This is a genomic window from Flavobacterium collinsii, assembly GCF_946903285.1.
Taxonomy (GTDB): domain Bacteria; phylum Bacteroidota; class Bacteroidia; order Flavobacteriales; family Flavobacteriaceae; genus Flavobacterium; species Flavobacterium collinsii.
Genome location: NZ_OX336425.1, coordinates 1,981,822 through 1,996,256, shown reverse-complemented (window position 1 = coordinate 1,996,256; position 14,435 = coordinate 1,981,822). Strand labels below are relative to the sequence as shown.

The following is a 14,435-nucleotide window of genomic DNA, read 5'->3' as shown; positions in this document are numbered from 1 at the left end:
GAACTACATACCTGATTTACAACAAAGTAAATCAATTATCTAATTAACAAATTTCCTAATTATCTAATTTAAAAAAACTATTTTTTTCTTTCAATAACGTAGTTTACCATTAAAACAAGAGCATCTTTAAACTCAGAATCCGAAAAATTCGCTAATAAGGAAAGTGCTTCCTGTTGAAATTGCACCATTTTTTGTTCGGCATAAGCCAAACCATTATTATTTTTTACAAAAGCAATAACCTCTTTGACGCGTTTTTTGTCTTTATTGTGGTTTTTGATGGAGTTTATCAACCACTTTTTTTCTTGCGGGGTACAAGTATTTAAAACATGAATTAAAGGCAAAGTCATTTTTTGCTCTTTAATATCGATTCCGGTTGGCTTCCCAATGGCTTCTTCGCTATAATCAAATAAATCATCCTTGATTTGAAAAGCCATTCCGATAAGCTCACCAAATTTTCTCATGTTTTCGACCTGAGCATCATCTTCAATTACCGATTTTGCACCAAGTGCACAACAGGCCGCAATAAGTGTTGCTGTTTTCTTTCGGATGATTTCGTAATAAACCTCTTCGGTAATATCGAGCCTTCTGGCTTTTTCGATCTGAAGTAATTCGCCTTCACTCATTTCGCGAACGGCTACAGAAATGATTCTCAGTAAATCAAAATCACCATTGTCTATAGAGAGTAAAAGTCCTTTGGATAGTAAATAATCTCCAACCAAAACGGCTATTTTATTTTTCCAAAGTGCATTGATCGAGAAAAATCCACGGCGACGGTTACTATCGTCTACGACATCATCGTGTACTAAAGTGGCTGTATGAATAAGTTCGATTACAGAAGCGCCACGATACGTTCTCTCGTTTACAACACCTTCAGAAACCATCTTAGCGGTTAAAAAAACAAACATCGGACGCATTTGTTTTCCTTTTCGGTTTACTATGTAATAAGTGATACGATTCAATAAAGCCACCTTTGAGGTCATCGATTCATGGAACTTTTTTTCAAAAAGTTCCATCTCGTTAAAGATGGGCTGTTTTATTTGAGAAGTAATATTCATTTCGATCCCAAATATACTATTTTAAATAAAAAAACCCCGTGTATTTTACATTAGTATATCAATAATTTATACACTAATGTAAAAAACCGGGTCAAGAACATTCTATTAAGTCTGATTTGAATTCAGGATTGAAAAAGATATTGGCAAAAAACCGATTGTACTATTTATTTGCCGGACACAACAGCATCTATCCTTCTTTGTTTGCCAATTGTCCACAAGCAGCATCGATATCTTTTCCGCGGCTACGACGCACTTTTACTACTACGCCAATATTTTCTAATGCTTTTATATAAGCCAGAATAGATTCTTCTGAAGCTTGCTGAAACTCACCGTCATCAATTGGATTGTATTCAATCAAATTAACTTTACACGGAACATATTTGCAAAACTTTACCAAAGCATCAATCGACGCTTTGTCATCATTGATTCCTTTCCAGACTACATATTCGTAAGAAATCTTATTCTTGGTTTTTCTGTACCAGTATTCTAAGGATTCCCTTAAATCCGCCAATGGGAAGTTTTTACTGAAAGGCATGATTCGTGCACGAACTTCATCGATAGCGGAATGCAGTGATACTGCCAATTTGAATTTCACATCATCATCGGCCATTTTTTTAATCATCTTAGGAATTCCCGAAGTCGAAACCATTATACGTTTTGGTGACATTCCTAAACCTTCAGGTGATGTAATCATGTCGATGGCTTTGATTACATTGTTGTAATTCATCAAAGGCTCTCCCATTCCCATAAAAACGATATTCGAAAGCGGGTGATTGTGATACAAACGACTTTCTTTATCTATGGCAATAACCTGATCATAGATTTCTCCCGGTTCCAGATTTCGCATTCTTTTTAAACGTGAAGTAGCACAAAAATTACAATCTAAACTACATCCTACCTGACTTGAAACACAGGCCGTTGTCCTTGTTTCTGTTGGAATCAAAACTGATTCTACCACTAAACCATCGTGTAAACGAACAGCATTTTTTACTGTTCCGTCGCTACTACGCTGCATGGTATCAACCTTAATATGGTTGATTACAAAATTATCTTCCAGCATAGAACGAGTTGTTTTGGCAACATTGGTCATGTCATCAAAACTGTGTGCTCCTTTGCTCCACAACCATTCATAGACCTGATTTCCACGAAAAGCTTTGTCATTATTAGCGACAAAAAAATCGCGTAACTGATCTTTTGATAAGGCTCGTATGTCTTTTTTCTCAATTTGCATGCTGCAAAGTTAATCACTTTTGTCCTTTTTTTTGATTTTTAGAGTCATTCTTGTTTAAAAATCAATAAAACGAAAATGTCTTTTTAAAAGATTTTTTTATAAACCACTTTTCAGGAAGTACATTTTTCCTTTCTATTATAAGCTTTAAATAAAATCCTAACCATGATTTTTATCAGTTCTTATGCTATTCGTTCGTGATACATTTGACATAAGAAAAAGACGGCAACTCACTAACAAAACCCGACTTAGTTAGAAACTGATCTTAAATTTAACTAAATAAATACCACATACAGATGAAAACGATTCAATCAATTTTATTAGCAGTAGTAACCATGTTAACTTTACAAGCAAATTCTCAAAAGAAATACACCCTATCCAAATCAACTTTTGAAGTTGCGGGAACGTCCAACATACACGATTGGGTAATGAAATCATCAGAAGCATCTGGCAACGCTTACTTAAGCGTTGCAGATTCAAAAATAACCGATATTAAAAACCTAACCGTAACCTTATTAGCCGAAAGTATAAAAAGCAGCAAAGGCAGTATGGATGATGTTGCTTATAAATCTCTGGATACAAAAACATACAAAACCATTAAGTATGTTCTAAAATCTGCCGAGAAAGTAAACGAAACAACCTGGATGCTTACCGGAACCTATACCATCGCAGGTGTCAGCAAGGACTATAAAACCCAGATAAGGGTAACAGCTTACAATAATGATACTTTTACACTGCAAGGTTCTAACCGAATGACTTTTGGTGATTTTGAAATGGCTCCTCCTTCAGCAGCACTTGGAGTTGTTAGAGCCGGCAAAGAATTAACCGTACTTTTCAATATTACCTTAACTGATTATGTAAAAAATGAAAATGTTTTAGTGATTAAATAACAATTAAAGGCCACCAATTAGAATTAAAGAACAACAATGTAATCTTCTCTTCTAAAAGTGAATTTTCAAAAAAAAACAGCGCAACTTTTCAAACCATAAATTTTTGGCACGAGAATTGTCTTGCACTCAAAAGGAAAGTAATCTTACAAAGAGCTCAATTATTTTAAAATGTGTATCTTTATTTTTCAGCTTTATAACCTTTAAATTTTATCAATCTAAAAAAATCAATTCATTATGAAAAAACAAATCTTAAGTCTGGCTGTTATCGCTCTATTAGCATTCGGTGTTCAATCTTGCGAAAAGAAAGAACCAAAACCTGCAGAAGAAGAACTAACTCTTGGCAACAAGGTTGACTCTTTAACAACAGATATTGAAGAAGTAAAAGACAGTGCTGTAAGCAAAACAGAAAATGCTGCCGAAGACGTAAAAGATGCTACAAAAAAAGCAGCTGAAGATGTAAAAGACGCGACTAAAAAAGGCGCTGAAAAAGTAGAAAATGCAGCCAAAGCAGCTAAAGACGGAACTGTTAAAACTGCCAAAGAAGTTAAAGACGCTTTGAAAAAATAGTCTCTTCTGATTCTAAAACGGAAACCATTCGCTAACAACGAATGGTTTTTTTATACCCAAAAGCGAGCCAATATTTTTTGTATTTTTACACTCAAATTTAGAAGATACTACAAGATGCATTTTATTTCACAAGACCTCGAAGATTATATCGAACAACATTCTGAGAACGAACCGGAATTATTAGCAAAACTCAACAAAGAAACGTACCAAAAAATACTTTTACCGAGGATGCTTAGCGGACATTTTCAAGGGCGTGTTCTAAGCATGTTATCCAAATTGATTCGTCCTGTAAACATTCTTGAAATTGGCACTTATACCGGCTATGCCGCTTTGTGTCTATGCGAAGGAATGCAGGAAAACGGACAACTTCATACTATTGATATCAAAGAGGAATTAATTGATTTTCAACGCAAATACTTTGATGCATCGCCCTGGGGAAAACAAATTTTCCAGCATTTAGGCGAAGCTATTACGATAATTCCAACCCTGGATGTTAAGTTTGATCTAGTTTTCATTGATGCCGATAAAGAAAACTACCTGAATTACTGGAAAATGATTGTTCCAAAAATGAACAAAGGCGGCATTATTTTATCTGATAATGTTTTGTGGAGCGGAAAAATACTGGAACCGGTTCATCCTAATGACGTTAGCACCAAAGTTCTTTTAGAGTACAATTTACTCTTGAAAAATGACCCGAGAGTAGAAACAGTTTTATTACCTATTCGAGATGGGTTGACGGTTAGCAGAGTGCTTTAGGAGAGGTTCTGAGGTACTAAGGTACTGAGGTACTAAAGTACTGACACGCTAAGCTTTCTTTTCTGGATGATTGAATTACTTGTCTTCAGCTTTAGCTGAAGGATAGAATAGGATTGCAAAAAGGCTTTAGCCGAATTAAAGTGCGAGATAATTTGGCTAAAGCCTTTTTGTATTTCTTAAAATATATTTCTCCAGCTAAAGCTGGAGACAATTCAACAAAAACTTAGAACCTTAAATTCTATTTTATCTCCAGCTAAAGCTGGAGACAATTCAACAATGATTTTTAAATATGAATTACAGCACCAAAATAAACTCTCAAGGTTTTGCAATCATAAACAATGTTTACGATGAAACTGAAATTGAAAAATTAATTTCATTAATTGAAAATGTGACCGGAAATGATTTTGATAATGCAACTTTTAGAAAGTCTCAGGATTTATTTGCCATTAGACAATTTCACAAAGAAGTTCCAGAAACTTTAGACTTTATTTTTAATGAAAATCTAAAAAACATTATCAAATATAATTTTGGAAGCGGGTATTTCATAACCAAATCAATTTATTTTGACAAGCCCGAAAAATCAAACTGGTTTGTGGCCTACCATCAGGATTTAACTATTTCAGTTGACCAGAAAATTGAAGTTAAAAATTTCGAAAATTGGACTGTGAAACAAAATCAATTTGCCGTTCAGCCTCCTAAAGAAGTTTTAGAAAAAAATTTCACCATAAGAATTCATCTGGATAAAACAACAAAAGAAAATGGCGCTTTAAAAGTGATAAACAATTCACATTCTAAAGGAATTTTCAGAGTTGAAAACATGGATTTTGCAAATGAAAATGAAACCATTTGTGAAGTTGAACAAGGCGGTATTATGATAATGAAGCCTTTATTGTTTCACGCTTCCAATAAGACTACAAATAACGAGAGAAGAAGAGTTATTCATATTGAATTTAGCAATCAACAGCTTCCTTCCGGATTAGAGTGGAGTGAAAAAACAATTTTTCAAAATAATTAAAACCCGAGAGTCGAAACGGTTTTATTACCAATTCGTGATGGATTGACAATTAGCAGAGTGCTTTAGGAGAGGGGCTAAGGTTCTGAGGTGCTAAGATACTAAGGTACTGAGGCGCTAAGTTTTTTTTTCTGACTGATTTAATTGCTTTCAGCTTTAGCTGAAGGATAAAATAGGATTAAAAAAAGGCTTCAGCCGAATTAAATGCAGTTTAATTCGGCTGAAGCCTTTTTTATTTTTTAATATATATTTCTCCAGCTAAAGCTGGAGACAAATCAACAAAAAAACTTAGATCCTTAGCACCTTAGCTCCTCAGAACCTTCAAAAAAAATCTACCCCGGAAAATATTGTGGTTTCAACCTACGGTATACCAAATAAAGTAACGATCCGAAAAGTGCTCCTGCGAAATAACCAGTCAGAATGTCTCCCGGATAGTGCAATCCCAGATAAATTCGGCTGTAAGCAAAAATCAAGGGCCATAGAAAAATGAATCCCAAATACTTAATACGTCCTCGTAAAACGAAATATAAAAAAGTAGCTACCGCCATTGTATTGGCTGCATGACCAGAGAAAAAACTAAATGATTTTCGACTTTGTACCACACGAATAATGGTGTTGATGTCAGGATTGTTACATGGTCGCAATCGCTGAACAGTGTACTTTACCAAATTGGTAACCTGATCTGTAAACGTAATCAGAACAGCTATAAAAAGCAATAAATATAAGGTTTGTTTACCTCCCAACTTTTTAAAAATCAAATAAAAGAACAATAGAAAAAGAGGAGTCCAATTCAATTGACTTGTAATAATCAGCCAAAATTTGTCGTACGTTTCAGAACCTAAACCGTTAAGATACACCAATAGTTCGGTGTCTATTTTTTGTATTTTTTCGAGCATATTACCTTTGGCGTTTTACAGGTCCTGAGATTAAATCAATATCTTCTTTTACTTTGTCTATTTCTGTAGTAGTGTCTCCTAATAAATTAGCAGAATCCCCCATCAAATTACTCTTGGCATCATTAATCTGTGCATTAATGTTTCCTGTTATATCTGTAAGTGATCTTGAATCAAGACCGTTAGCCTCAGCCCCCTTTTGAATTTCGCTTTTAATATCGTTAGTTGCATTTTTTAATTGCGCCATCGCTTTACCCATTGTACGGGCGATTTCCGGCACTTTATCTGAACCAAAAAGCATTAGTACTATAAACAGTATAAAAACTAATTCTCCTCCTCCTATACCAAACATATCTTTTATTTTTGTGTGTCACAAAGATATTAAATTTTGCAACGGACCGTTTTAAAATTTACTTAAAAAAAAAGACTCTTTTCAGAGTCTTTTTAAACTTATTATTAATCAAATTTTGATTTTTCTTCTATTTTCGGCCAGCTATTGTTGGTTACATCAATATCGGCAGTCATTAATTTTGGATCTATTTGAATGCTTTTGATTGCTTTTTCAGTGGCATAAACTTTCTTAGCGGTATCATTATTCTTTCTCCAGATTTGAGCCGGATACTGGAAATTTTCTTTTGTACCGTCTTCATAAGTAATCTCAACCAAAATTGGCATGATCATTCCTCCCGGTTTGTTAAACTCTACCTCATAGAAATATTTAGGCGATTTCAAGCTTGCTTTTTCCTCTGCTGTAAAAGTCTGACTAACGTAATCTGACAATAGTTTTACGTCTTGTACTTTTAAAGCTTTTTTACTAGAAGCATTTACTTCAGCATTATCACCTGCAACTAAATATACAAAAGGCCCTTTATCGAATCCAAAACGTCCTTTTCTAACTTTAATATCTTTGATATCTGCTGTTGGCGTTTCAGAAACATAATATTGTTTTACTTCTTTAATTCCGATATCTACAAAATCTGTCGAATAAAACCATCCTCTGAAAAACCAGTCTAAATCAACTGCCGAAGCATCTTCCATAGTTCTGAAGAAATCCTCAGGGGTTGGATGCTTAAATTTCCATCTGTTAGCGTATGTTTTAAAAGCATAGTCAAACAATTCTCTTCCCATTACAACTTCTCTTAAAATATTAAGACCTGTTGCCGGTTTTCCGTAAGCATTATTTCCAAATTGGTGAATGGTTTCAGAGTTAGACATAATAGGCTCTAAAAATTTCTGATCTCCACTCATGTAAGGAACAATATTCTTTGCAGGGCCACGTCTTGAAGGAAAACTTGGATCACGTTCCTGTTCTGCCATATATTGCAAAAAGGAGTTCAATCCTTCGTCCATCCAGCTCCATTGACGCTCATCTGAGTTTACAATCATTGGAAAAAAAGTGTGCCCCACTTCGTGAATTACAACACCAATCATTCCGTTTTTAACTTCTTTGCTTGTTACTCCATTTTCATCCGGACGACCATAATTCCAGCAAATCATTGGATATTCCATCCCCTGATCTTCTGCTGAAACAGATACTGCTTTTGGATAAGGATAATCAAAAGTGTGCGCCGAATAACTTTTTAGAGTGTGTGCTACAACCATTGTAGAGGTTTCTCCCCATAAAGGATTCGCTTCTTTTGGATAAACAGACTCCGCCATAACGACTCTGTTTCCTATTTTTACAGCCATCGCATCGTAAATAAATTTTCTTGAAGAAGCAATTCCGAAATCACGTACATTTTTTGCACTAAATCTCCATGTTTTTTTCTTTTCCGAAAAACCTTTTTCTGCTGCCTCAGCCTCAGCTTGTGTTACAATTACAACCGGTTTGTCAAATGATTTCTGAGCCAGTTCGTAACGTTTTACCTGTTCTGGTGTGAAAACTTCGGCTCTGTTTGTCAATTCGCCTGTTGCATCAATAATATGATCTGCAGGAACTGTAATGTTTACATCAAAATTACCGAAAGGCAGTGCAAATTCTCCGCTTCCCCAGAACTGCATATTCTGCCAGCCTTCAACATCATTGTAAACGGCCATTCTTGGATAAAACTGAGCAATTACATATAATTTATTTCCGTCTTTGTCAAATGACTCGTAACCGGAGCGTCCGCCACCTTCTTTTCTATAGTTATTAACGTTGTACCACCATTTGATCGCCAGGGAAATTTTCTCTCCCGGTTTTAGCGGGGTTGCCAGATTAATACGCATCATCGTTTCATTGATGGTATAAGACATTGGGTTTCCTTTTGCGTCTTTTACCTGCTCTATATTAAAACCACGCTCTAAGTCTTTTTTCAAATATTTACTTGAAAATCCATCCAGAGGTAAAACAGGATTGATTTTTTCACTTTCCGCCAAAGAGGTCTGACCGTTTGCTTTGGCCTGATTTTGATCTAACTGTATCCACAAATACTCCAAAACATCAGGAGAATTATTAGAATATGTTATTACTTCAGAACCATCTATTCTTGATTTTTTATCGTCTAATTCAATATCAATTTTATAGTCTGCCTGCTGTTGGTAATATGCAGGACCCGGTGCTCCCGAAGCGGTACGAAACATATTTGGAGTAGCTAACAGATCGTACATCTGGCTGAATTTGTTTGTGTCGTACTTCCCTTGTTGCTTTGGAGCAACTGTTTTCTCCTGAGCGATAAGTATCGCAGGAAAAATCAACAATAATGAAAGTTTTTTCATAAAATTTTAATGGTAATTTTGTCAGGGTGTGAAAATAACAATTTAAAATAATAATTTTATATATTATTTAGTACTTTAACAATTCTTTCCTTGAAGATTCCGTAAACAGAACACTTTTCTTACTACCAAATGCCGTAATGTGCGTAATGTTTTGTTGTTCAGCATTCCAATCCACTAAAATCGTGTTCAAAATCTCAATGGTTTTAAATTTATCAATGTCTTTTATTCGGGAATAACACACCAAAACATCGCTAGCCTCTACTTCTTTAGATAAAAAAGTAATGGGCTTTGACTGACCGTTTATTTTAATGCTAAAGTTTTCCGAAAGGTACTTTTTTAACAACTCAACATCTGCTTCGGTTTCTTTATCAGTTCCTACGAATGTTTTCTTATGGTATTTTTTCTCCATACCATTATTCAGGTCGTCAATAAAAATACGGGAAGTAATCTGAATCATCTTTTTTTCAGCCGCATAGTTGACCTGAAAAACGCCCACATAAAACTTATGAAATGCAAAAGCAGTGAGCGATAAAAACAATATCCCAAGTAAAGGATAGATTACTTTATTTTTCATTACTGAGAAACTTTCACTTTTTTAAATTCCTTATTTTTATTAACTAAGAAATCGATCAATTCAAATTTTTGGTCTGGGTCAAGATGTTTTCTTGATTCCGGATCATTAGAGCAATACATTAAAAACAACTCAATCTCATCTTCTTCTAACCCTAAGGTACCTGTAAAGAAATTTGGTTTAAAATTGGATCTTGAATATTCAATAAAAGCCATATCAGTTATAACTTCCTCTTTGACTTCATCATTTTTAGAAAGCAGCTTTTTAACATCTTTAAAAATTCTAACGAAGTCCATTCCGTACTTAATCGTCTGATCAGAGTACATTGCAATATTTTTAGCGGTAGACTGTTTATCATCCTCAAATTGCATATCAACATATTTCTGAGATCCTCCGCCCAGCGATTTCACTTTAAGATCTTTATGCACCAAAACTTCTTTCAGCTCATTGCTTATGAGGTTTAAAGGCACCGAAAGCAAAATTTCAGCACAGTCTTTCTCCGTCAGTACAATTTTTTTAGATTGAAATGCCAATCCTGTAAACAACAAGGTGTCTTTAGGTCTTGCCATAATATCAAACAATCCGCCTGAACCAATAAATGTTCTGACATTGGCATTTACATTCATCACATAACCACTTTCAATGGCGAGAGACTTATTCGTAACTTGTCCGTGTAACGGTTTTCTTGAATTTTGTCCCAGTGCAATTTGACAAACCAGGCTTATAAGTAATACAGTTAGGCTATTTTTCATTTTCGAGAATTATTAGATATTTTCGGGCTAGATCGGTTAATAAAAACATACTCATTGTTTTGTTTTTAGTATCCAAAGATACGGCAAATTCAGCATCATCGACACAATATAATTGAAATCCTTTAATATCTGCCACAGGGATTCTCAATCGGTCTGTATAATAATTTTCATCAAAAAGGTATTCCATTTTCCTAAAAAGCATCTCCTTCTTTTCTACATTAACCTCTTTTTTAAGCATCGCAGTTCGTCCGGAAATCTTATTTAATAATTTGTCTACTGAAGTAGAAGTTGCGGTATAAACTTTTCGTTCTGCAGCTGTATATTTTTTTTGCCCGTATGGAATTATCCCTAAATTCTCAGCCGTAATATTAGCATTCTCGTTCACAACTACTTCTTTAAGCTCTACTTCTTTGGCTGTCATTTTAATTTGAAGCGAACCTGAATTCATATCTTCTGCAGTAATTCTCTTTTTATAACCTTCCAAATTTACCGCCGAAAACACCAAAACATCTCCTTCTTTTACCACAATCGAAAACAGACCATTTGCATCTGAAACCGACGTTACCTGAGTCGCATTATTGATAATATTTACTGCGTCAACCGAAGTAGACTGCTCGAAAATCTGTCCAAAAATTTCTTTCGAAGTTTTATTTTGCGTAAAACCCAACTGAACAAACAGCAACAGGGCAATGTATATGATTTTATTTATTTTCACTTGCAATTATCTCTTTATACTTAACAGCCAATTCTCCCAATAAAAACTCCGTCGAAGTTTTGTTTTTAGAGTTCAGAATCACCGTGAATTTATCATTATCTACTGCATAATATTCGAATCCTTTTACATATTCCAGAGGAATTTTCAATCTGTCAACAAAATGCTCGAGCGTAAACATCCTCTCTAAAAGCTTCATAAAAGCTTCTTTTTTCTCTACCACTGCTTCTTTTTTAAGCATGGCGGTACGTCCCGAAAAAAAATTCAATAAAGGATCAGCAGAAACAGAGGCTCCCACCATACCTCCTGCGCTTGCCGACGCATTTAAATCGGTAGCAGTACGTAATTTTCGTTCGGCTGCCGTATATGACTTTTGCCCCGCAGGAATAATTCCCAAAGAAACAGCATTCACATTACTGTAATTTTTCACGATTACTTCCTGCAACTGATGCATTATCATATTGAGTTTCACCGTAAAGTTGATATCCGAAAAATTTTCCGCTGTTAACAACACTCTGCATTCCTTAAATTGTATGGAAGAAAAAACAAGTTCATCACCCGCTTTGGCAACAATCGAGAATGCACCTTCAACATCTGTTGTTGTCATTACCTCTGTCTGAGCATTGATTACATAAACACCTTCCAGATCAGTAGCATTCGAAGCTATTCGTCCGTTTAAAACAGCCTTGCCCTGAGCCTGTAACCAACCGGTTTGCCCTAAAACAATAACCAAAAAACAGATAACCTTATGCATTGATGACAATTTTTTAGTGTTTCTCTTAAAGCTGTAAAAATATCTTAATGTTCTCCAAATTTAATACTAAGGAGTTGGTAAAAATATGTTAATTAAACTCAATAAAGAGGCCACAAAAAGAGAGTTTTTAATATCTTTAACCGGTTCAACCTGAGTTAAAATTATATGAAAAGCATTATCATTGCCAGCACTTCCACTCTTCACGAAGGCAGTTATTTAGAGTATTTACTCCCTACTTTACAATCTCATTTTAAAAACTGCAATAGTATTTTATTCATTCCATTTGCAAGACCCGGAGGCATCTCGCACGACGATTATACCGCAAAAGTTTCACAGGCTTTTGCCTCAATCAACATTTCTGTTAAAGGAATCCATGAATTTGAAAGCGCGGAAGATGCCCTGAAAAATGCAGAAGGAATATTTACCGGAGGAGGAAACACTTTTTTACTAGTTACACAATTGTATAAACACAATATCATGCAGCTTCTTGCCGAAACTGCAAAAAACGGAACACCTTATTTAGGTACAAGTGCCGGAAGTAATATTTGCGGATTATCCATGCAAACCACTAATGACATGCCTATCATTTATCCGCCAAGTTTTCAAACCCTGGGCTTAATCCCTTTTAATCTAAATCCACATTACTTAGACCCGGATCTACAATCGAAACACATGGGAGAAACAAGAGAAACACGAATTAAAGAGTTTCATGCATTTAATGCAATTCCGGTTTTAGGCTTACGAGAAGGTAGCTGGCTGGAAGTAAAAGGCGATAAAATTACCTTAAAAGGAAACCTGCAGGCTCGTTTGTTTCTGCAAAACGAAGCTCCAACAGAATTAGAAACAGAAAGCGATTTAAGCAATCTAAAGTAAAAATTCAACATTTATAAATTCCACTCTTTTTAAATTCCAAATTCCATTTTTTTGATCAATTAGATATGAAAGATTTGGGATTTGGATTTTTTTTCTCCTTTTTAATCTGATTAAAAAGAACGCAGATAACGCGGATTCGCCAAGCGAAAACGCTGATAAAAACGGATTTCTCAAAAGAATACAAGTTGCTATCAAACGAATAACATAAAAAATCCGCACTGATCCGCGTTTTCGTGAAACGAATCCATATAATCCGCGTAGTGTTTTTTTTTCAACCATGAAGAACACAAGAAATCTTTCAGATCTCACACCTCTAATGTTAAATCTTATAAAATTAGAAACAGATAGTGATTTAAGCCATCTGAAATAAAAATACAAGCTTTTTAAATTCCAAATTCCATTTTTAATCAAAAGTGGAATTTGGTTTTTTTTGCATTTACCCGAAAGACACAAACAAAAAACCGACTTCTTTACCACACCTGAAGACAAACCAGGCTTCATAAACAACATCGACACCTTAGTTGTAAAACCTAAATCTTACCACTTTTGTCCTTTTATCAACCACTTATTACATCATTCGTCCAATTATTACAAGTGACCAATACCATTTACTCCCTTGAATTACATTTGCTCCCGATTACAAGAAGATGGAGATTTTTAAATCAACATTCAATTTACAACCTAATATTACCTGGTAGAGTTGCACTACCCAAAAAACAAGGTGTATTTCGAAAAACCAAAGAGTAGAATAAAATTAATTTTTAAACAAAATGAATTACGTAGTAGAAACTTTAAAAAAGTATGTAAGCATTAAAGGCAGAGCAAGAAGAAAAGAATATTGGTATTTTATATTATTTTACGTTATTGTGTCATTTATTCTCAGCTTTATCTCCGGATTAACCGGATTAACAATCTTGCAATTTCTAACATTAATACTTTTACCACCGGCAATAACAGTAGGAGGAAGAAGAATGCAGGATGTTGGAAAACCTTGGTGGTATTCGTTTATCCCAATTTACGGTTTTATTCTTGCGATTAAAGAAGGAGACAAAAGTACAAATGAATATGGCCCAGATCCTAAAAAATCATAACACATACAAGCACTATATTTGCTTTTCAATTTAAGCCATAAACAAAAAATCCTCAAACAAAATGTTTGAGGATTTTTAAAGAGCGAAAGACGAGGCTCGAACTCGCGACAACCAGCTTGGAAGGCTGGAGCTCTACCAACTGAGCTACTTTCGCATTAACAGGGTGCAAATATAAATAATTTTAAGTTATTAAAAAAAAATAAAATTCAAAAATTATTTAGCTTTGTTAAAAAAACCGAAACGATTAAATCTCGGTTTTTTTAGAGCGAAAGACGAGGCTCGAACTCGCGACAACCAGCTTGGAAGGCTGGAGCTCTACCAACTGAGCTACTTTCGCATTACTGTGGTGCAAATATAGAACATAAGTTCAGTTAAAAGCAAGCTTTTCGGCAAAAAAAATCAATAAAAATTCACATTTTTCGATAACTTATTTAAAATTAAAAAGTTATAACCTCAATTATTTTCCCTTATTTTTGGGTAGTTCAGCCAAAATAGCCTCAAAAGAAACTTATATCGTCCTTCACTCCATTTTCAGAAAAGAAAAATCAGCCGAAAATCGTATCTTTGATAGAGAAATTAAAAAA

The 14,435-nt window shown here is 34.6% G+C and carries 15 protein-coding genes and 2 tRNA genes; 6 read left to right on the top strand and 11 right to left on the bottom strand.

Annotation, left to right across the window (positions count from 1 at the left end; translation table 11 throughout):
- Positions 1 to 77 precede the first annotated feature (77 nt).
- A complete protein-coding gene (locus OGZ34_RS08750; protein ID WP_173965537.1) occupies positions 78 to 1,055 on the bottom strand; it encodes a polyprenyl synthetase family protein in 978 nt (325 codons plus the stop codon).
- A gap of 187 nt (positions 1,056 to 1,242) precedes the next feature.
- Positions 1,243 to 2,286, bottom strand: a complete 1,044-nt coding sequence (gene rlmN / locus OGZ34_RS08745; RefSeq protein WP_173965536.1) for a 23S rRNA (adenine(2503)-C(2))-methyltransferase RlmN — start codon at positions 2,284 to 2,286, stop codon at positions 1,243 to 1,245.
- Positions 2,287 to 2,579: 293 nt separating this feature from the next.
- Between rlmN and OGZ34_RS08740 the strand changes: the two genes are divergently transcribed.
- The 4 genes from OGZ34_RS08740 (at position 2,580) to OGZ34_RS08725 (ending at position 5,511) form a co-directional block, all read left to right on the top strand.
- Positions 2,580 to 3,173, top strand: coding sequence for a YceI family protein (locus OGZ34_RS08740; RefSeq protein ID WP_263362777.1), 594 nt, complete (start codon positions 2,580 to 2,582; stop codon positions 3,171 to 3,173).
- Between the two features lie 234 nt (positions 3,174 to 3,407).
- Positions 3,408 to 3,740 (top strand): hypothetical protein, encoded by a 333-nt coding sequence (locus OGZ34_RS08735; protein ID WP_263362776.1) that lies wholly within the window; start codon positions 3,408 to 3,410, stop codon positions 3,738 to 3,740.
- A 114-nt stretch (positions 3,741 to 3,854) separates the two neighbouring features.
- Positions 3,855 to 4,496, top strand: coding sequence for an O-methyltransferase (locus tag OGZ34_RS08730; protein ID WP_263362775.1), 642 nt, complete (start codon positions 3,855 to 3,857; stop codon positions 4,494 to 4,496).
- A 289-nt stretch (positions 4,497 to 4,785) separates the two neighbouring features.
- A complete protein-coding gene (locus OGZ34_RS08725; protein ID WP_263362774.1) occupies positions 4,786 to 5,511 on the top strand; it encodes a phytanoyl-CoA dioxygenase family protein in 726 nt (241 codons plus the stop codon).
- A gap of 329 nt (positions 5,512 to 5,840) precedes the next feature.
- Here OGZ34_RS08725 and OGZ34_RS08720 read toward each other — a convergent pair whose 3' ends face one another.
- The 7 genes from OGZ34_RS08720 to OGZ34_RS08690 all read right to left on the bottom strand — a co-directional run bounded on the left by OGZ34_RS08720 (position 5,841) and on the right by OGZ34_RS08690 (position 11,887).
- Positions 5,841 to 6,404, bottom strand: coding sequence for a phosphatase PAP2 family protein (locus OGZ34_RS08720; protein ID WP_173965532.1), 564 nt, complete (start codon positions 6,402 to 6,404; stop codon positions 5,841 to 5,843).
- 1 nt (position 6,405) lies between these two features.
- Positions 6,406 to 6,753: a Sec-independent protein translocase subunit TatA/TatB gene (locus OGZ34_RS08715; RefSeq protein WP_173965531.1), complete on the bottom strand. Its 348-nt coding sequence runs from the start codon at positions 6,751 to 6,753 to the stop codon at positions 6,406 to 6,408.
- 104 nt (positions 6,754 to 6,857) lie between these two features.
- A complete protein-coding gene (locus OGZ34_RS08710; protein WP_263362773.1) occupies positions 6,858 to 9,098 on the bottom strand; it encodes a M1 family metallopeptidase in 2,241 nt (746 codons plus the stop codon).
- A 67-nt stretch (positions 9,099 to 9,165) separates the two neighbouring features.
- A complete protein-coding gene (locus tag OGZ34_RS08705; protein ID WP_263362772.1) occupies positions 9,166 to 9,672 on the bottom strand; it encodes a DUF6702 family protein in 507 nt (168 codons plus the stop codon).
- A complete protein-coding gene (locus tag OGZ34_RS08700; protein WP_263362771.1) occupies positions 9,672 to 10,421 on the bottom strand; it encodes a hypothetical protein in 750 nt (249 codons plus the stop codon). Before OGZ34_RS08700 ends, OGZ34_RS08705 begins: the two co-directional genes overlap by 1 nt.
- Positions 10,411 to 11,136, bottom strand: a complete 726-nt coding sequence (locus tag OGZ34_RS08695; RefSeq protein ID WP_263362770.1) for a carboxypeptidase-like regulatory domain-containing protein — start codon at positions 11,134 to 11,136, stop codon at positions 10,411 to 10,413. The genes OGZ34_RS08700 and OGZ34_RS08695 overlap by 11 nt, the downstream gene beginning before the upstream one ends.
- Positions 11,123 to 11,887, bottom strand: a complete 765-nt coding sequence (locus OGZ34_RS08690; protein ID WP_263362769.1) for a carboxypeptidase-like regulatory domain-containing protein — start codon at positions 11,885 to 11,887, stop codon at positions 11,123 to 11,125. The genes OGZ34_RS08695 and OGZ34_RS08690 overlap by 14 nt, the downstream gene beginning before the upstream one ends.
- A gap of 165 nt (positions 11,888 to 12,052) precedes the next feature.
- Here OGZ34_RS08690 and pepE point away from each other — a divergent pair, with 165 nt between their 5' ends.
- Both pepE and OGZ34_RS08680 read left to right on the top strand, forming a co-directional pair.
- Positions 12,053 to 12,760 carry a dipeptidase PepE gene (gene pepE / locus OGZ34_RS08685; RefSeq protein ID WP_263362768.1) on the top strand — a complete coding sequence of 236 codons (708 nt, stop codon included), beginning with the start codon at positions 12,053 to 12,055 and terminating at the stop codon, positions 12,758 to 12,760.
- A 770-nt stretch (positions 12,761 to 13,530) separates the two neighbouring features.
- Entirely contained in the window at positions 13,531 to 13,851 is a 321-nt protein-coding gene (locus OGZ34_RS08680) for a DUF805 domain-containing protein (protein ID WP_263362767.1), read from the top strand.
- A gap of 81 nt (positions 13,852 to 13,932) precedes the next feature.
- Here the strand turns inward: OGZ34_RS08680 and OGZ34_RS08675 are convergent.
- Positions 13,933 to 14,005: transfer RNA gene (locus tag OGZ34_RS08675), tRNA-Gly, on the bottom strand.
- 110 nt (positions 14,006 to 14,115) lie between these two features.
- Positions 14,116 to 14,188, bottom strand: a tRNA-Gly gene (locus tag OGZ34_RS08670).
- Positions 14,189 to 14,435 lie beyond the last annotated feature (247 nt).